Here is a 17,700-nt window from a genome sequence, read left to right as displayed (position 1 = left end):
CGGGCGCGCGAGATGGAGGTATCGCCTCGGTATCTCGGCGGTGACTCCTTCCTCGGCCGACGGGATCCGCGCGTGCTGATCCTGGTCCCGGTGATGTTCGTCGTCGCCGCGAGCCAGGTGCGCGATCTGCGGTGGATGGCGGCGCTGCTCGTCGTGGCGCTGGCGTACTACTTCAGCGCGCGGATCCCGTTCCGCGAGGTCCGGACGAACTGGGCGGTCGTCGCCGTGTTCGTCGTGGTCTTCGCGGGGATCAACGGACTCATCGTCGGTGCCACGAGCCCGGGTGAGACCGGCGCGACCCTCTTCACGGTCCCGCTGGTCGGGCTGCCGATCACGGAGGGGGCGGTGTCGTACGCGGTGAACCTGCTGCTGCGCTTCATCACCCTGGTCGCGGTCGGCTTCCCGCTGGCGTTCGCGATCCGGCCCGGCGATCTGGCGGTCGCCTTCGCTCGGCTCGGGCTGCCCGCGCGCTTCGCGTACGGCATCGACCTCACGTTCAAGTTCCTGCCGAGCGCCGCGGCGAACCTGCAGGAGACCGCCGCGGCGCAGCGGCTGCGCGGCTACGAGCGGTCGGCGACGCGCAACCCGGTGCGCCGCCTCCGCGAGATCGCGCCGCTGATGGTGCCGGTGACGATCACCTCGTTCGTCGATGCCGAGGACACCGTCGACGCCCTCGACCTGCGCGGCTTCGGCACGGCCAAGCGCACCTGGCTGCGCGAGATCCGCTACACCCCGGCCGACTGGGTCGTGACCGGAGTCGCGGTGCTGCTCGCCGTGGCCGCGAGCGTCGCGAGCATCGCCGGTCTCATGCCCTCGGCGTGGCTGCCGTGAGCGCGGTGCTGCACCTCGCCCCGTGGGTGCTGCCCGTCGTGGGCGAGCCGATCCGGCGAGGCGGCGTGCTCGTGCGCGGCGAGCGGATCGTCGCGGTCGGCACGGGCGACGAGCTGCGCGCGCTCGACCCCGGCGCGACGGTGACGGAGTGGAGCGGCGCGATCGTTCCGGGCCTCGTCAACGCCCACTCGCACCTCCAGTACACCTGCATGGCGTCGGTGGGCGCCGGACGCTACGACGGCTTCGAGGACTGGTCGCGCGCGTTCCAGGTGGTCTACGAGGAGCCGCACGACTGGGGAGCCTCGGCGGCCGCCGGCCTCGAGATCGCGGTCTCGACCGGCACCACGGCCATCGCCGACATCGTCACCGACCTGGATGCGCTCGGCGTGCTCGAGGCGGGCGGCGTGCACGGGATCGCCTACTGGGAGCTGATGAGCCTCCTCGAGGACGACTGGCGGGGGAGCGGCCGCGCGATCACCGCGGAGCTGGTGCGCACCTCCGGAGTCACCCGCATCGGCCTGTCGCCGCACGCGCCGTACTCGCTCGACACTCCCGTGCTGAGCGATCTCACCCCGCTGTCGCAGGAGCTCGGCGTGCGCCGGCACCTGCACCTCGCCGAGTCGGCGTGGGAGGCGGAGTACACGATGCACGGTCGCGGCGACCTCGCCGAGCAGTGGCGGCGCTGGGGCTACGACGGGTTCCACCTGCTGCGCAACGGAGGCAGCGCCCTGCGCCCGGTCGCCTACGCCGAGACGATCGGCGCGCTCGGCGACGACGTGCACATCGCGCACGGGATCTACGTGGACGCGGACGACCGCGCCACACTGCGCCGCACGGGCACCTCCGTCGCGCTGTGTCCGCGCTCGAACGCGGTCATCGGGCTCGACGAGGCCCCGGTCGCCGACTACCTGCGCGAGGGCAACGCGATCGCAGTGGGCACCGACTCGCTGTCGTCGACTCCGTCGCTGGATCTGCTCGGCGACGTGGCCGAGCTGTACCGAGTCGCGCGGGCGCAGGGCTACGCGGAGCGCGACCTGCACCAGCGGCTGCTCACGGCGGCGACGCTCGGCGGGTCCGTGGCGATGGGGGAGGCGGAGTCGTTCGGCACGCTGGTGCCGGGACTGCTCGCCGACTTCGCGGTGCTGGGCATCGACGGCTCTTCAGCGGACGACGTGGTCGCCGCGATCGTCGAATCCGGCGAGGGATCCGCCCTCGCCACGATCATCTCGGGGGAGGTCCGATGGCAGAGCTGACGAACGAGGTGGTCGACCGGCTGAGCGTCGACGGCCGGGTGCTCGAGACGGTGCGCCGCCCGGCGCTCGCCGTATCGATGGGGCTCGAGCCGCATCCCGAGGGCGGCTGGTACCGGCGGACGTGGGAGTCGCCGGAGCGGGTACGGCTCGTGGGGGCCGACGGCTCGGTGCGCGAGCGGCCGGCGGCGACGCTGATCGTGTTCCTCCTGCCGGCGGGGGAGTGCTCGGCGTGGCATCGGGTGTCCTCGACCGAGAGCTGGATCTGGAACGGGCCCGGGCGGGTGGCGCTGCAGTACGGCGGCCTCGGCACTGAGCCGGTGGACGGCGAGACGGTGGTGCTGGGGTCTGCCCACGAGGGGCTGCCGGTGCAGGCCGTGGTTCCGGCGGATGTGTGGCAGCGGACGCTGCCCTCGCGCGACGACGCGGTGGTGAGCTGCATGGTGTCGCCGGGGTTCGACTTCGCGGACTTCTCGATGCCGGAGTAGGGGCTGACGCGCCGGCGAGTCGTGGGTCGCGAGCAAGGCGGGTACGAGCACTCGCGGGCGGGAGCGGTCGACGTTCAGCAGTGGCGCCGCGACTCGGAGAGCGACCCGGCTCCTGCCGGCGCGCGCCGGGCGCACCGCGGTGACGACGGCAGGGAACCGGCGCAGGAGCGACAGCGGAGGGCTGGAGCTGCGACCTCGCCGGGTGGGGACTCTCGAGCTCAGCTCAGCTCGGATCGGCTTGGTGGAGGTGCCGGAGTTCGGCGCGGGAGGTGATGCCGAGTTTGCGGTAGACGCTGCGCAGTTGCGTCTTGACGGTGTTGACGCTGACGGAGAGCGCGGCGGCGATCTCGGTGCTGCTCAGTCCGTCGGCGGCGTGCTCTGCGACCAGGCGCTCGCGGGGGGTCAGCGTCGCGGGGAGGAAGCGCCCTTCACCCTCGGGTGCTCGGAGTCGTTCGGCGACGTCGGTGTCGCCGAGGGCGTCGAGAAGGCGTGCTGCTTCGGCGCGGAGGTCCGGCGGGAGGAAGGCGAAGGGGTCGAAGTGCTGGTGGGCGTGTCCGACGAGTGCGGCTTCGGTGAGCAGATCGTGGCGGCGGGGAGTATCGGTGGTCGCGATGGCGGTGGCGAGCAGAGCGGGCACGAGAATGCGGGGACGGGAGCCGTCGACGTCGAGGAGGGGCGCGGCGATCCGGAGAGCGAGGCCGGCCTTGCCGTACCGGGCGAGGCGCATGGCGTGGACGGCGGCGGGTGCCTGGCGCAGCAGGTGCGCGGTCGTGGTGGGCCGGTCGAGGAGGTCGTGGTGGCCGAGCTCGCACGCGCGGGCCGAGAGCAGCAGCCGCGTGAGGTCGACCTGGGCGGTGTTGACGGGGTCGTGTCTCTGGCCTGGGGGCAGGGAGGTGAGGAAGGCGTCGAGGTCGTTGCGGAGGCGGCGTGCGGCGTGGGGTTCTCGGCAGGTGATCGCGCGGACGAGGAACGCGGATGCCCAGTGCTGGATGAGCTCGTGCGCGTCCACGCTCTCGAGCAGGTCCTGACGAGGAGGCGGGCGCAGCTGCGCGGAGAGGATCAGCGACTCCGCGAGCTGCGCCTGCAGGCAGTAGGCGGGCTCCCACCAGTCCTGGGGTGTGGACGGGGGGATCTTGTCCAGCCAGGTCTGTGCCATGGCGATGCGGCCGTGGAGGGCGTGCACGTAGGCGAGCGCGCCCCCGGCGGCGCGCTGAATCATCCGGTGCCCGACGGTCGCGGCCCAGTCGAAGCTCTCGACGTAGTCGAGCAGCGCACCCTCGAAGTCACCGGAGCGCTCGAGCGCGAGGCCCCACTGGTAGAGCATCTCGGGCAGGGCGCCTGCGAGCGCGGGGGTCGACTCGATCGACTGCCGTCGGCGCAGGTCGTGCGCGATCGCGATCAGGCGGATGACGTCGTCACCTGATCCGGCGGCTCGCGCGGCGATGATCTGCGCGGTCAGCAGGGCGAGCCTGTCGATGTCGTCAGCGGGATCGGCGGTCGTGGTGATGAGGCGGTAGGTGGAGGGGGAATGCTGCCCGGTGAGCATCCGGAGGTGCTCGCGTGCGAACCGCAGCCGCGGCCGGCCGTTCAGGACCGTACTCGGTACCTGGTCCAGGGCGGCCAGCAGTTCGTCGGGCAACTCCTGCAGCAGCTCGACCCAGCTCCGGTCGATCATCGCGACGACGGCGGCCCAATCCGCGCCCGAGGTCGCGGCCCGCAATCGCGCCGCTGTCGCTGACTGGTCAACCGGATGCATGAGGCCAGTCTCACTGAAATCAGTCGCCCGAACGCGGGACGGAGTCACTACTCGGTCAACCCGGATGAGGGGGATTCCTTTTCCGGCGGACCCAGGAACACCGGGTCGGATGCCGGAGTGACGGGCACCGCGAGAAGAGGAGGAGGGACCTGACGAGTGTCAGGTCCCTCCTCGAGGTGCTTCAGACGGCGACTAGGCGCAGGCCTCCGCGACGTAGGTGAGGTAGTCGGCGGGTGTGGATTCGCTGTGCTGGGCGTCGGCGGAGGTGACGTCGGAGGCGATGACGTTGTCGCCGTAGTAGAGGTCTCCGTTGGGGGCGAGGTAGGAGGCCCAGCCGACGACGGTGGAGCCCGCCGGGACGCTGGGGCTGGCAGTCGGGGTGCCGAGGGGCTGGCCCGACCTCCGGTAGGCGACTCCGTTGGAGACGTAGGTGACGAAGTCCTGGGAGGTCGCTGCGTCGTGCTGCACGCTGGCGGAGCTGACGTTGGAGGCTATGACGTTGTTGCCGTAGTAGAGGTCGCCGTTGGGGGCGAGCCAGGTGGTCCAGCCGACGACGGTGGAGCCCGCAGGCACGTTGGCGTAGGCGGCCGGGGTGCCGAGGGGTTGGCCCGACCTCGTGTAGGCCACGCCGTTGGAGACGTAGGTGACGAGGTCCTGGGAGGACGTTGCGTCGTGCTGCACGTTGGCGGAGCTGACGTTGGAGGCGATGACGTTGTTGCCGTAGTAGAGGTCGCCGTTGGGGGCGAGCCATGTGGTCCAACCGACGACGGTGGAGGCTGCCGGGACGTCGGGGCTGGCAATCGGGGCGCCGAGGGGCTGGCCCGACCTTATATAGGCGACGCCGTTGGAGACGTAGGTGATGAAGTCCTGGGCGGTGGCCTGGTCGTGCTGGACGTCGGCGGAGGTGACGTTCGTCGCGATGACGTTGTTGCCGTAGTAGAGGTCGCCGTTCGGGGCGAGGTAGGACGTCCAGCCGGCAGTGGTGGCGTCTGAGGGAACTGATGAGTACGTGGTGTTCCCTCCGTCCGACGTGTAGGTGTGTGCGACGGTGACGCGAGGAACCGTGACGGGCGCGGTGTCGGTGAGGGTGCCGGAGGAGGCGTTGAAGGTGGTCGCGCCTCCGCCGATCGGCACCGTGATGTCGGGCAGCGTGATGGTGCCGTTCGCGTCGGCGGGTGCCGAGTAGGTCGTCGAGCCGCCGGCGAAGGTGTAGCCGTCGGTGAGGGTGACGCTGATCATCTCTCCGGCGGCCGGAGCAGCGCCGTCGGTGGTGCGTCGCACCTGCACGCCCGAGATGGTGCCGCACGCGACGCCGGAGTAGCTGGGCTGGGTGAACGCCAGCGTGGGCTGGTTGGACGCGGCGGAAGCCGGCGTCGCCACCGCCATCGCGACGACGGGGATCGTCCAGACCGATCCCTGCACGATCGTGCGTCGGCCGACTCCGTCGGGGTTGGGGACTGTCCAGTCCTCACCGATCTTGATGTCTCGATTGGGCGTGTCGCGATGGGTCACTGTCGTCTCCGTTGGGATCTGTGGGAAGGGAACGGACAGATCGTGACGGAATCTCGCGAATTTCCTGACGATTCTTCTGGTATTGGACCGCAAATGGCCGATGCGCTGGTCCGCTTCTGGCCTTTTGCGAGTTCGCGCGGAGCGCACTGATTGACTTCTCACCTGAGAGGCGCCTCGACCGACTGGTGGTCGATCAGGACCCGACGCGCTCCTCACGAAGGAGTGCCGCTATGCCTGCATCTCCAGTGACCTCCACGTCGCTGCGCGGCTCTGCTGGCTCGAAGTGGTTTCTCGAACGCGGGGTCTCGGTATCCGATTCGGAGGGATTGCAGCTCTACGCGAATGAGATGCTCGACGCGAGTACTCGGCTCACGCGAGTCTGGCACAGCAGTATCACCGCCGATGTTCACGTCGAGAACATCAAGTCATCGCTCATCTTCCTTCAGATCGAAGGTGTATCGATGGTGGAGCTGGAGGAATGGGAAGGGCCGAGAGAGCTCAGGCCGGGAGGCTTCGCTGTCTTCCCTCTCGACACGAAGTTCACCATGCGATCGGAGAGCGAGATCGCCCGGTACGAGACCGAGTTCGATCTCGAGGATCTTCCGCCATCACTCCGGGAGTTGGTAGCGCCCGGCTTCATCGAGAACGAACCGCTCCCCGGCTACCGTCAGCTGGTCGTCAGCGCTGCGAGCAGCGCACTGGGCTTCGGGCTCGCACCCGCAGAAGCGGGCTTCTCGCATTTTCTCCGCGGGTTCACCTCGTTCTTGACGGCGCTTCTCGTTCAGACTCTCGAGGACCGCCGCGCAGAACGACCTGACAGGGTCGCCCAGCTGTACGACTCGGCTCTCGGCGTGATCGAGCGCGAGTTCAAGGCTCCGGACTTCACGGTGGCCGATCTGGCGTCCGCCGTCGGGGTGTCTCCGCGCTATCTCCGTCGAGTATTCGCTCAGAAGGGAACCAGCCCGAAGTCCGTTCTGCGAGAAGTGCGTCTGAAGGTGGCCGACGAGTACTTGAGTGCTGCAGAGAACGGCGCTCGGATTCCTCGAGAGGTGATCGCCCATGTGTCCGGATTCGGTGACGCGCGGGCTCTGCGCCGAGCCCTGGAGCAACACGGTCGACGGCTGGATGACGTCGCATCCGACGACGAAGAAAATCCGATGCGCAGATGAAGACGTGTCGGCCGCGAAATGGCGGAAGCCTATAGGGAGAACTGTGTTACCGAAGGTTCTCGCCGTATTCGCTCCCTTCATTCGGGCGGCGCGGTCGGTCTACTGCACGTCAGTCGCTTCGATCTCGAGCCGGTGGCGATGTCATCGCTGGTGCGGGCCGGAATCACCCAGCTGTCGCGATTGCCATCGATCACCGGAAATCAGCTCTTGCCGAGATCATGGGGCTCTCATCGCTCGAAGCCCGCGGCGAACCAGCGAGCTTCATCGACGGCCGCATCCACCTGCCGCAGACCCGGGTGCTCGGGGCGTACGGCGAGCAGCTGCCGCCACTGTCCAGCACCCCGCGATCGCAGGGCACCGGGGTGCTCATCCAGAGACGGCTCGAGTGCTCCCGCGGACGATGAGGGAAGCGGGGACCGTGTGCGTCCAGGTGTCACCGTAGGGATTCTCGAGGCGGTGGTGCGCCACGTCGATCGCGAGGGCTGCCATCCGCTCGGGATCGGGATGCACGCTGGTGAGGTCGACGAAGGGCAGTCGGGCGACGCTGCTGTTCTACTCACTCTCGGACGGCGCGACCGCACGGCGTGAGCTCCGCGTCGACGCATTCTCTCGGCGGCGCGGGCGACGAGCCTTAACGGGGGGTCCGCCCCGCCCCGCCCCCCTGCCACGCTGAGCCCGATACCTCGCGCCTCCGCGCGGGCGCACCTCCTCGGGAGTACACAGTGGCCTTCACGGCGATCCGCGGCACGTTCCTCGACTTCATCGACGACCCGTGGAAGCACGTGGGGAACGAGGAGGCGGCGACCCGGTTCCACGCCGACGGGCTCCTCGTGCTCGAGGACGGCATCATCGTCGACTTCGGCCCGTACTCCGAGCTCTCGGTGAAGCACGCCGACGTGCCGGTCACCGAGATCGCCGACCGGATCATCGTGCCGGGCTTCATCGACGGCCACATCCACCTGCCGCAGACCCGGGTGCTCGGGGCGTACGGCGAGCAGCTGCTGCCGTGGCTGCAGAAGTGGGTGTTCCCCGAGGAGCACAAGTACGCCGACCGCGACTACGCGCTCGAGGGCACGACGCACTTCTTCGACAACCTGCTCGCCTCCGGAACCACCACGGCGCAGACGTTCACCACGGGCAGCCTCACCTGCAACGAGGTCTTCTTCGAGGAGGCGGCCAGGCGTAACATGCGGATGATCGGCGGCCTCACCGGCATCGACCGCCACGTGCCGGAGTACTTCGCGAACACTCCCGAGCAGTTCTACGCCGACAGCAGCGCCCTCATCGAGAAGCACCACCGGGTCGGGCGCAGCCTCTACGCGATCACGCCCCGCTTCGCCTTCGGCGCCTCCGAGGAGCTGCTCGAGCAGTGCCGGCGCCTGAAGGAGGAGCACCCCGACGTCTGGATCAACACCCACATCTCCGAGAACCCGGCCGAGATCCACGGCGTGCTCGCGCTGCACCAGGACTGCCACGACTACCTCGCCGTCTACGAGAAGTACGACCTCGTCGGACCGAAGTTCACCGGAGGGCACGGGGTCTGGCTCTCGAACGACGAGTTCCGGCGCTTCTCGCGGTCGGGCGCCTCCGTCGCGTTCTGCCCGTCGTCGAACCTCTACCTCGGCTCCGGCCTCTTCCGCCTGGGCCGGGCGACGGATCCCGAGCACCGCGTGCTGCTCAGCCTCGGCACCGACATGGGCGGCGGCAACCGGTTCAGCCTGCTCAACTCGCTCGAGGACGCCTACAAGGTGGGCATGCTCAACAACACGATCCTCGACGGCAGCATCGTGCCCAGCGAGATGGACCTCGCGGAGTCGGAGCGCAACAAGCTCTCGCCCTACCGCGCCTTCTACTCCGTCACGAAGGGCGGTGCGGAGGCGCTGCGCATCGACGATCTCGTCGGCAGCTTCGACATCGGCAAGGAGGCCGACTTCGTCGCGCTGGACTGGACGGCCGGGCCCCCCGCCTCCGCCTGGCACCAGAGCCTCGCCCACGACGGCGGCGAGCTGACCCAGGACGCGGTCCGCGAGCTGCTGTTCGGCATCATGATGGTCGGCGACGAGCGCGCCGTCGATCAGACCTGGATCATGGGCGAGCTCGCCTACCAGAAGGCCTGACGGTGGCCGATACGACCGCCGTCTCGGCTCCCGTCTCGCTGGTCGCGCACCGACGCCTCGCCGAGGCGGACTACGCCCGCTACGAGGCGTGGCAGGAGTCGGTCGGCGAGCGTCTCCAGGGTCGGCCCGGCTTCCTCGGCCGCGAGGTCCTCCGCCCCGATCCTCCGCACCAGGTCGACTGGATCGTCGTCGAGCGCTTCCGCGACCGCGACGCCGCTCGCAGCTGGCTCCAGAGTCCCGAGCGCGCGAGCCTCCTCGAGGAGATGGCGGGCGTGCTCGTCGGCAACGACTCGGTCCACCTGTTCACCGAGGAGGCGAGGCACCCCGCCGAGGCCGCCTCGGTGCTGATCACGAGCCGCGTGGCGCCGGACGACGAGGCCGCCTTCCTGGCCTGGCAGCGCCGAATCTCGGCGGCGGAGTCGCACTTCGAGGGCTTCGTCGGGCACCGGGTCGAGCGGCCGATCCCGGGCGTGCAGGACGACTGGGTCGTCGTGCTGAGCTTCGACACGGAGGCGGACCTCGACCGCTGGATCGAGTCGCCGGAGCGCAGGGCGCTGCTCGCCGACGGGGCGGCGTACAACCAGCAGCTCTCGCTGACCCGGGCGAGCTACGGCTTCGGCTTCTGGGCCGGCCGCGACAAGCCGGTCCCGGACCCGGTGTTCAAGAGCAATCTGCTGGTGCTGCTGATGCTCTACCCGATCGTGTTCCTCTGGGGCTACTTCATCGCCGACCCGCTGTTCGCCGCGCACGGCGTGCCGTTCTGGCTGTCGCTGTTCATCGGCAACGTCGTCTCGACGCAGCTCCTCGGCTGGATCTTCGTGCCGTGGGCGTTCCGCAGGTTCAGCTGGTGGACCGCGCGGGGCCGTCCTGCACGGGTGTACGTCGCGGGGTACGCGATCATCGCGGGCTGCTACCTGCTGTCGATGGCGCTCTACGCGTGGCTGCTCGCCCTGCGGGGCTGACCGGGGTCGTTCGTCAGCCCGACGACTCCCGCGGCACCAGCCGCACCGGCATCGAGCGCACGCCCGCGGTCGCGCGGCCGTGGATCGCGTGCGACAGCTCCTCCGCGGCGGCGCGTCCCAGCGTCTCGAGCTGCATGTCGATGCTGGTCAGCGGGGGGCGCGCGGCCTCGACGAGCAGGTCCCAGTTGTCGAAGCCGACGACGGCGACGTCGCGCGGCACCGACCGGCCGGTCTCGCGGAGGTGGTCGAGGGCGCCGCGCGCGATCTGGTCGCTCGCGCAGATCAGGGCGTCGAGGTCCGGATGCGCGTCGAGCAGAGTCTCGGCGCACTGGCGGCCCCAGCTCTCCGACCACTGGCCGTAGAGCACGTCGCCGCCGACGAGCGGCAGGCCCGCCTCCGTCAGCGCCTGCTCGACCCCGCGGGCGCGGTCGTGCGCGGCGGAGTAGCTGGGCTCGCCGTTGATCAGCGCGATGCGCCTCCGCCCCCGCTCGATCAGGTGGCGGGCGGCCAGTACCCCGGCCAGCGCGTTGTCGGGCGTGAACGACGAGTCGCGCTCGTCCTCTGAGGGCGCGTAGGCGTAGACCACCGGCACCGGGATCGTCGCGGTGATCGAGGGTCGCGGGTTCGTCGTGCGGCCGAGCACGACGATCCCGTCGACGCGCTTGGCCAGCAGGTTCTTGATGTGGTGCTGCTCGCGGACGGAGTCGCCGCGGGCGTCGCAGAGGAACACCGAGGTGGAGCCGGCGCCGAACGCGTCCTCGGCGCCGAGCAGCACCGGCAGCACGAAGCGGTTGTCGAGATCGTTGGTGAGCATCCCGATCGTGCCGGTGCGGCGCGAGTTGAGGGCCTGCGCGAACGGATTGGGCGTGAACGACAGGGCCGCTGCGGCGTCGAGCACGCGCTGGCGCGTCTCGGCGCGCACCTGGTCGCGGCCGTTGAGTGCCTTCGACGCGGTGGCGATCGAGACGCCGGCCTCCCGCGCGACGTCGGACAGCGTGATCGTGCCCGCGGGCTTGCGTGCGGCGATGGCGTCCCCCGTCCCTCGGGCGCCGAAGAGCGCCGGGGTCCGATCCTCGCACAGATCCGAAAAGACCGAAAACGACATTCCTCTCGACATCACATCCGCCCTGTGTCTAGTGTGAACCCGCAGAAAGTAGTTTCGGTCCGGCTCACGGTCCGGACCAGGCACCGACACCCGTCAATGACGAAGGGAACATCCGCGATGAAGAGGAAGCACGCACGGGGCCTCGCCGCCGCCGTCCTGCTGGGAACGGCCGCGGCCGCGCTGACCGGCTGCGCGAGCGGTTCAGGAGGCGCCTCCACCGACGCCGCCGGCGGCACCTACACGTTCTGGGACCCGTACCCCCAGTTCGACGAGACCTCCGACTGGGCGAAGCTGATCGACGCGTGCGGCACCGAGGCGGGTGTCACCATCGAGCGCACCGGCTACGACACCACCGACCTCACCAACAAGGCGCTGCTCGCCGGGCAGCAGGGCAACTCGCCCGACCTCCTGCTCGTCGACAACCCCGTGGTCTCCACGCTGGCCGAGTCGGGCATCCTGACCACCACCGCCGACAACGGACTCGACACCGGCGACATCGACGCCAACATCCTCGCGGCGGGCGAGATCGACGGCGACACCTACGGGGTGCCGATCGGAGCGAACACCCTCGCGCTGTACTACAACAAGACCGTCCTCGCGACGGCCGGCGTCGACGTCGCCTCGATCACCGACTGGGCGAGCCTCACCGATGCGCTCGCGAAGGTCACCGCCTCCGGAGGCAAGGGCATCACGTTCTCCGGCATCGGCACGGAGGAGGGCAGCTTCCAGTTCCTCCCGTGGTTCTGGGGCTCGGGCGCCGAGCTCACCGAGCTCGACTCGCCCGAGGCGGTCGACGCCGTCTCGCTCTGGACCGACTGGGTGCAGAAGGGCTACGCGCCCAACTCCGTCATCGGCAACACCCAGACCACCAGCTGGCAGGAGTTCGAGACCGGCGAGTACGCGTTCGGCGAGAACGGCACCTGGCAGCTCGCCAACGCGAAGGCGTCGGGCATCGACTACGGCATCCTCTCCATCCCGGCGAAGGACGGCGGCTCGGCCCCCGCACCGACCGGAGGCGAGTTCCTCACCCTCCCGGTGCAGGACGACACCGCCCGCTACGAGACGTCGACGGCGATCGCCGAGTGCCTCACCTCGACCGACAACCTCGTGACGACCGACAACACGCTCTCGTACATCGCGCCGACCGCCGACGCGCAGGAGGCGCAGGTCGCCGAGAACGCCGACCTCGAGCCGTGGGTCACCGCCGTGCAGGCCGCGAAGGGCCGCACCTCGGACAACCTCGGCACGAAGTACCCGCAGATCTCGGAGCAGCTCTGGGGCGCGGTGCAGAACGCGCTCAGCGGCTCGCAGTCGCCCGAGGACGCCCTGAAGGCCGCGCAGTCGGCCGCGGAATCCGCCACGAAGTGATCGACGACCGCCGGGGTCGGTGCCTCGATGGATCGCCCCGGCGATCCGGTGCCGTCGGCAAGGAGAGACCATGACCACATCACTCGAGACGACGCGGCTGCTCCGCAGCGGTCCGCCGCCCGCCGTGTCGGCGATCGAGACGCCCCGCCGGCGGAGGCGACCCGAGGCCGGGCAGCTCGTCGCCTGGGCGTTCCTCGCCCCGCTCGTCGTCTACCTGCTCGTCTTCTACGCGTTCCCGCTCTACCGCAACCTCGAGCTGAGCCTGAAGGACTACACGGTCCGCTCGTTCGTGCAGGGCGACGCCGCATTCATCTGGTTCGACAACTACATCCGGGTGTTCCAGGATGCGACGTTCGGCCCGGCGCTGCTGCACACGGCGGTCTTCACCGGGGTGTCGATCGCCTTCCAGTTCACCCTCGGGCTGGCGCTGGCGGTCTTCTTCTACCGCCGGTTCCCGCTCGCGACGACGCTCCGGGCGCTGTTCCTCGTGCCGTGGCTCCTGCCGCTGATCGTGTCGGCGTCGACCTGGTCGTGGATGCTGAACAGCGACTCCGGCATCGTGAACGCCTTCCTGGAGTCGTTCGGGATCGGCCAGATCAACTGGCTCACCTCGCCGACGACCTCGCTGATCGCGGTGCTCATCGCGAACATCTGGATCGGGATCCCGTTCAACCTCGTGATCCTCTACTCCGGTCTGCAGAACATCTCGCAGGACCTCTACGAGGCCGCCTCGCTCGACGGCGCGACCGGAGCCCAGCAGTTCTGGCGCATCACGCTGCCGCTGCTGCGCCCGGTCTCGGCGATCACGATCCTGCTCGGCCTCGTCTACACGCTGAAGGTGTTCGACATCATCTGGATCATGACCAAGGGCGGGCCGGCCGACTCGTCGACCACGCTCGCGACCTGGACCTACCAGCTCGGCTTCGGCTCGATGCTGCCCGACTTCGGACCCGCGGCGGCGGTCGGCAACCTGCTGATCGTCCTCGCGCTCGTCTTCGGCCTCGTGTACATCCGCGTCCAGCGCAAGCAGGCCGACTCGTGACCGCGCGGCGCCCCTGGTGGCTGACGCTCGTGGGCATCGTCCTCACCGCGATCATGCTGTTCCCCGTCTACTGGATGATCAACGTCTCGCTCACTCCGACCGGGTCGATGCGCAAGGATCCGCCCGACTGGTTCCCCTTCTCACCGACCTTCACGGGCTACCAGGCCGTCGTCAGCGAGCAGCTGCCCTACCTCGGCACGAGCCTGATCGTGGGACTCGGCACCGTGCTGCTGACCGTGGCGATCGCGGCGCCGGCCGCCTACTCGCTCGCGAAGCTGCGACCGCGCGGCGGGCGAGGACTCTCCTTCGTCCTCCTGATCGCGCAGATGATCCCGGCGATCATCATGGCGATGGGCTTCTACGCCATCTACCTCAACCTCGGGCTGCTCAACTCGATCCCGGGCCTGATCGTCGCCGACTCGACCATCGCGGTGCCGTTCGGCGTGCTGATCTTCACGGCGTTCATGTCGGGGATCCCCGACGAGCTGACCCAGGCCGCGCGGATGGACGGCGCGAGCGCGTGGCGCACCTTCACCTCGGTGATCATGCCGATCAGCCGCAACTCCGTCGTCACGGTCTCGCTCTTCGCGTTCCTCTGGGCCTGGTCGGACTTCATCTTCGCCTCGACCCTCGACAGCGGCGGCAGGCTCCAGCCGATCACGCTCGGCATCTACAAGTACATCGGCAACAACAACCAGGAGTGGAACTCGATCATGGCGACCGCCGTGGTCGCCTCCATCCCTGCCGCCGTCCTCCTCGTCGTCGCTCAGCGGTACGTCTCGGCGGGTGTCACCGCCGGTGCCGTCAAGGACTGATCCGCTCTCTTAAGGAGACTCCCGTGCCCACCACCGTCACGACCGCCCTCGGCGGACCCGTCGCCCCGACCCGCAGTGCCCTTCGGCCGCTGCGGCAGGACGAGATCCGCCTGACCGGCGGCTTCTGGAAGCACTACCAGGACCTCAACGCGCAGGCGGTGATCGGCCACTGCCTCTCGTGGATCGAGCGGGTGGGCTGGTCGGGCAACTTCGACCGCGCCTCCGCCGGCACTCTGTCGACCGAGGCGGGAGGCGACCAGCACGCGGGCATAGAGTTCGTCGACTCGGAGGTCTACAAGCTGCTCGAGGCGATGGCATGGGAGCTCGGCCGCTCGGCCGACCCCGAGCTCTCCGAGCAGTACGAGGCGATCGTTGCGCGCGTCGCGTCGGCGCAGGAGGCGGACGGGTACCTGCACACGAGCTTCGGCCGGCCAGGGCAGCCTGCGCGCTACTCGAACCTGGAGTGGGGGCACGAGCTCTACTGCTTCGGGCACCTCATCCAGGCGGCGGTGGCACGGTTGCGCACCGGGCACGACGACCTGCTGCCCGCGGTTGCGCGGAGACTGGCCGACCACGTCTACCGGGAGTTCGGGCCGGAGGGGCGCGTCGCGGTCTGCGGGCACCCCGAGATCGAGCCGGCGCTCGCCGAGTTCGCGCGCGCCACGGGCGAGGGGCGCTACCTCGAGCTCGCCCGGCTCTTCGTGGAGCGCCGAGGCACCGGCACGCTCGGGTCGATCCCGTACGGGCCCGAGTACTTCCAGGACGACGTGCCGGTGCGCGACGCCGACGTGCTGCGCGGGCACGCGGTACGGGCGCTGTACCTCGCCTCGGGCGCCCTCGACGTGGCGGTCGAGACGGACGACGCCGAGCTCTCGGCGGCCGTGACCCGGCAGTGGGTGGCGACCGTCGCGCGCCGCACCTACGTCACCGGCGGGATGGGCTCGCACCACCAGGACGAGGCCTTCGGCGCCGACTACGAGCTGCCGCCGGACCGCGCCTACGCCGAGACCTGCGCGGCGATCGCCTCGAACATGCTCAGCTGGCGCCTCCTGCTGAGCTCGAACGACGCGCAGTACGCCGACCTGATCGAGCGCACTCTGCTGAACGCGGTGCTGCCCTCGACTCGCGAGGACGGCCGCGCCTTCTTCTACACGAACACCCTGCAGCAGCGGGTCGACGGAGTCGCGCCCGACGAGTCGGTCGAGACCGACCGCGCCCAGTCGAGCCTCCGGGCACCGTGGTTCTGGGTGTCGTGCTGCCCGACGAACGTGGCGCGGACGCTCGCGAGTGTCGAGCTGGGCTTCGCCACCGCGACGGAGGAGGGGGTGCAGCTGCACCAGTACGGCTCGTACCGGGTGAGCACGGGCGGCGTCGTGCTCGAGGTCGAGTCGGAGTACCCGAGTGACGGCGAGGTCGTGGTGCGCGTGCTCGAGGGGTCGAGTGTCGCACTGTCGCTGCGCATCCCTCCGTTCGCGCGCGGGGCGGCCGTGCTCGACGGTGCACCCGTCGATCCGCGGCTGACGGTGGTGGACGTCCAGGTCTCGGCCGGTGACGTCGTGCGGCTGTCGCTGCCGATGGCGGCCCGGTTCGTGACTCCGCACCCCCGGATCGACGCGGCCCGTGGCCAGATCGCGGTGGAGCGCGGGCCGTTCGTGCTCGCCCTGGAGTCGGTCGACCTGCCCGACGGCCTCGACACGGAGCACGTCGTGCTGGACGCCTCCGTCGAGCCGGTCGCGACGGCGGACGGAGCGCGCGTGACGGTGGCGCGTCGCGAGGCCCCGGCCGACGGCTGGCCCTACGACGTCTCCGCTCAGTCCGGAGAGCGCTTCTCGGCCGAGCTCCGCCCCTACTACCGCTGGGCGAACCGCGGCCCCTCCACGATGCGCATCTGGACACCGACGACCTGAGGCGCTCCTCCGTCACCGCCAGCCCGCTGGTCGAGTAGCCCCGCAGGGGCGTATCGAGACCCACCAGCGTCAGTCGATGAGGCTTCTGATCTCGACTTCTGACGCCGGTGGATCTCGATACGCCCGCTCCGCGGGCTACTCGATCAGCGAGAGGCGGCACAACGCTCACGACAGCAGCGCCGCTCCCGGGGGAACGGCGCTGCTGTCGGCGGGTGCTAGGCGTCGGTGCGGGAGTCCGCGTCCGCCGCGGTCTCGACGGGCGCGCCCTCGACCGTGGCGCGGTCGCCCTTGTCGCGGTCGCCGCGGGTCTTCAGGAGGCTCGCGATCGTCGCGACCGCGATGGTCGAGCCGATGAAGGTCAGCGAGAACCAGATGGGGATCTCGGGCACCCACAGCAGCGGCTGGCCGCCGTTGATGAAGGGGACCTCGTTGACGTGCAGCGCGTGGAAGACGAGCTTGACGGCGATGAAGCCGAGGATCACGGCGAGGCCCTGGCTGAGGTAGACGAGGCGCTCCAGGAGTCCGCCGATGAGGAAGAACAGCTGACGCAGACCCATCAGGGCGAAGGCGTTGGCGGTGAAGACGATGTACGCCTCGTTGGTCAGACCGTAGATGGCGGGGATCGAGTCGAGCGCGAAGACCAGGTCGATGAAGCCGATGGCCACGATGGTCAGGAGCATCGGGGTGACGAAGCGGCGGCCGTCCTTCTTCACGGTGAGCTTGTCGCCGTGGTACTCGTCCGTGACGGGGAGGATGCGGCGGACGAAGCGCATGAAGGCGTTGTTCGACGGGTCGCCGTGGTCGCCCTTGATCTGCTGGTAGGCCAGCACGAAGAGCAGGGCGCCGAACAGGTAGAAGACCCACGAGAAGTTCTCGATCAGTGCCGCGCCGACGGCGATGAAGCCGCCGCGCATGATCAGCGCGATGACGATGCCGATCATCAGCACCTTCTGCTGGTAGATCTTCGGCACCGCGAAGCCGGCCATGATGATGAGGAAGAGGAAGAGGTTGTCGAGCGACAGCGCCTTCTCGGTGAGGTAGCCGGCGAAGTACTCGCCGCCGAAGCCCCAGCCGGAGACGATGCCGATCCCGACGCCGAAGAGCAGCGCGAGACCGATGTAGAACGCCGACCAGCGCGCGGACTCGGCGATGGTGGGCTCGTGGGGCTTTCGCACGTGGGCGAAGAACTCGTAGACGAAGAACGCGATCGTCACGGCGATCGTGATCAGCCAGACGGCGGGGGTGACCTGCACGGGGTACTCCAAGGGGTGGTCGACACGGGACCAAGGTCTCCTCCACTCCGGCCGACGACCTCGTGGAGGTGGTGGCGGAGCCGATGGCCCGGGACGCTCTGTCGCGTCCGTAGTGACGGGCTCAC

At 69.5% G+C, this 17,700-nt stretch carries 14 protein-coding genes and 1 pseudogene; 10 read left to right on the top strand and 5 right to left on the bottom strand.

The genetic code is table 11. From position 1 onward, the window contains the following. Positions 1–72 precede the first annotated feature (72 nt). Genes GRS96_RS02540 through GRS96_RS02530 form a run of 3 tightly spaced genes read left to right on the top strand, consistent with a single transcriptional unit; the run spans position 73 to position 2,569 of the window. Positions 73–831 (top strand): energy-coupling factor transporter transmembrane component T family protein, encoded by a 759-nt coding sequence (locus GRS96_RS02540; RefSeq protein ID WP_159856173.1) that lies wholly within the window; start codon positions 73–75, stop codon positions 829–831. Beyond that, positions 819–2,084, top strand: coding sequence for an amidohydrolase family protein (locus tag GRS96_RS02535; RefSeq protein ID WP_235021939.1), 1,266 nt, complete (start codon positions 819–821; stop codon positions 2,082–2,084). The genes GRS96_RS02540 and GRS96_RS02535 overlap by 13 nt, the downstream gene beginning before the upstream one ends. Then, the gene (locus tag GRS96_RS02530; RefSeq protein ID WP_159856175.1) at positions 2,072–2,569 is read left to right on the top strand and encodes a cupin domain-containing protein; all 498 of its coding nucleotides are present in this window, start codon (positions 2,072–2,074) and stop codon (positions 2,567–2,569) included. Before GRS96_RS02535 ends, GRS96_RS02530 begins: the two co-directional genes overlap by 13 nt. A 223-nt stretch (positions 2,570–2,792) precedes the next feature. Here the strand turns inward: GRS96_RS02530 and GRS96_RS02525 are convergent, their stop codons facing one another. Further along, positions 2,793–4,325, bottom strand: a complete 1,533-nt coding sequence (locus GRS96_RS02525; RefSeq protein WP_159987645.1) for a helix-turn-helix transcriptional regulator — start codon at positions 4,323–4,325, stop codon at positions 2,793–2,795. A 192-nt stretch (positions 4,326–4,517) separates the two neighbouring features. After that, positions 4,518–5,837 carry a hypothetical protein gene (locus tag GRS96_RS02520; RefSeq protein ID WP_159987644.1) on the bottom strand — a complete coding sequence of 440 codons (1,320 nt, stop codon included), beginning with the start codon at positions 5,835–5,837 and terminating at the stop codon, positions 4,518–4,520. Positions 5,838–6,067: 230 nt separating this feature from the next. Here GRS96_RS02520 and GRS96_RS02515 point away from each other — a divergent pair, with 230 nt between their 5' ends. Continuing rightward, positions 6,068–7,006, top strand: a complete 939-nt coding sequence (locus GRS96_RS02515; RefSeq protein ID WP_159856181.1) for a helix-turn-helix transcriptional regulator — start codon at positions 6,068–6,070, stop codon at positions 7,004–7,006. A 366-nt stretch (positions 7,007–7,372) separates the two neighbouring features. On the opposite strand, the pseudogene GRS96_RS20885 reads toward GRS96_RS02515, so the two are convergent. After that, positions 7,373–7,543 (bottom strand): annotated as a pseudogene (locus GRS96_RS20885) (substrate-binding domain-containing protein); the annotation flags it as partial. 185 nt (positions 7,544–7,728) lie between these two features. Here GRS96_RS20885 and guaD point away from each other — a divergent pair. Both guaD and GRS96_RS02500 read left to right on the top strand, forming a co-directional pair. Beyond that, positions 7,729–9,123, top strand: coding sequence for a guanine deaminase (guaD, locus tag GRS96_RS02505; protein ID WP_159856185.1), 1,395 nt, complete (start codon positions 7,729–7,731; stop codon positions 9,121–9,123). Between the two features lie 2 nt (positions 9,124–9,125). Further along, the gene (locus tag GRS96_RS02500) at positions 9,126–10,085 is read left to right on the top strand and encodes an antibiotic biosynthesis monooxygenase (protein WP_159987643.1); all 960 of its coding nucleotides are present in this window, start codon (positions 9,126–9,128) and stop codon (positions 10,083–10,085) included. A gap of 13 nt (positions 10,086–10,098) precedes the next feature. On the opposite strand, the gene GRS96_RS02495 is transcribed toward GRS96_RS02500, so the two are convergent. After that, a complete protein-coding gene (locus GRS96_RS02495) occupies positions 10,099–11,190 on the bottom strand; it encodes a LacI family DNA-binding transcriptional regulator (RefSeq protein WP_159856189.1) in 1,092 nt (363 codons plus the stop codon). 117 nt (positions 11,191–11,307) lie between these two features. Between GRS96_RS02495 and GRS96_RS02490 the strand changes: the two genes are divergently transcribed. From GRS96_RS02490 to GRS96_RS02475, 4 genes are all read left to right on the top strand, one after another. Then, positions 11,308–12,558, top strand: coding sequence for a sugar ABC transporter substrate-binding protein (locus GRS96_RS02490; RefSeq protein WP_159856191.1), 1,251 nt, complete (start codon positions 11,308–11,310; stop codon positions 12,556–12,558). Between the two features lie 70 nt (positions 12,559–12,628). Further along, positions 12,629–13,600, top strand: coding sequence for a carbohydrate ABC transporter permease (locus GRS96_RS02485; protein WP_159856193.1), 972 nt, complete (start codon positions 12,629–12,631; stop codon positions 13,598–13,600). After that, on the top strand, positions 13,597–14,415 hold the full coding sequence (locus GRS96_RS02480) for a carbohydrate ABC transporter permease (RefSeq protein WP_159987642.1): 819 nt from the start codon (positions 13,597–13,599) through the stop codon (positions 14,413–14,415). Before GRS96_RS02485 ends, GRS96_RS02480 begins: the two co-directional genes overlap by 4 nt. A 23-nt stretch (positions 14,416–14,438) precedes the next feature. After that, positions 14,439–16,322 carry a glycoside hydrolase family 127 protein gene (locus tag GRS96_RS02475; protein WP_159987641.1) on the top strand — a complete coding sequence of 628 codons (1,884 nt, stop codon included), beginning with the start codon at positions 14,439–14,441 and terminating at the stop codon, positions 16,320–16,322. Between the two features lie 215 nt (positions 16,323–16,537). Here the strand turns inward: GRS96_RS02475 and GRS96_RS02470 are convergent, their stop codons facing one another. Next, positions 16,538–17,575 (bottom strand): TerC family protein, encoded by a 1,038-nt coding sequence (locus GRS96_RS02470; RefSeq protein WP_159987640.1) that lies wholly within the window; start codon positions 17,573–17,575, stop codon positions 16,538–16,540. Positions 17,576–17,700: the final 125 nt, after the last annotated feature.

Origin of the sequence: Rathayibacter sp. VKM Ac-2803, from assembly GCF_009807175.1 — a bacterium.
Lineage (GTDB): Bacteria > Actinomycetota > Actinomycetes > Actinomycetales > Microbacteriaceae > Rathayibacter.
The sequence above is the reverse complement of the archived record's forward strand: the minus strand, read 5'-3'. Positions and strand labels throughout refer to the sequence as shown.

What these genes read in the sequence shown, in the direction of transcription:
- GRS96_RS02530 (WP_159856175.1), top strand. Translation starts at nt 2,072, where the DNA reads ATGGCAGAGCTGACGAACGAGGTGGTCGACCGGCTGAGCGTCGACGGC.
- GRS96_RS02525 (WP_159987645.1), bottom strand. Translation starts at nt 4,325, where the DNA reads ATGCATCCGGTTGACCAGTCAGCGACAGCGGCGCGATTGCGGGCCGCG.
- GRS96_RS02485 (WP_159856193.1), top strand. Translation starts at nt 12,629, where the DNA reads ATGACCACATCACTCGAGACGACGCGGCTGCTCCGCAGCGGTCCGCCG.
- GRS96_RS02515 (WP_159856181.1), top strand. Translation starts at nt 6,068, where the DNA reads ATGCCTGCATCTCCAGTGACCTCCACGTCGCTGCGCGGCTCTGCTGGC.
- GRS96_RS02495 (WP_159856189.1), bottom strand. Translation starts at nt 11,190, where the DNA reads ATGTCGTTTTCGGTCTTTTCGGATCTGTGCGAGGATCGGACCCCGGCG.
- GRS96_RS02490 (WP_159856191.1), top strand. Translation starts at nt 11,308, where the DNA reads ATGAAGAGGAAGCACGCACGGGGCCTCGCCGCCGCCGTCCTGCTGGGA.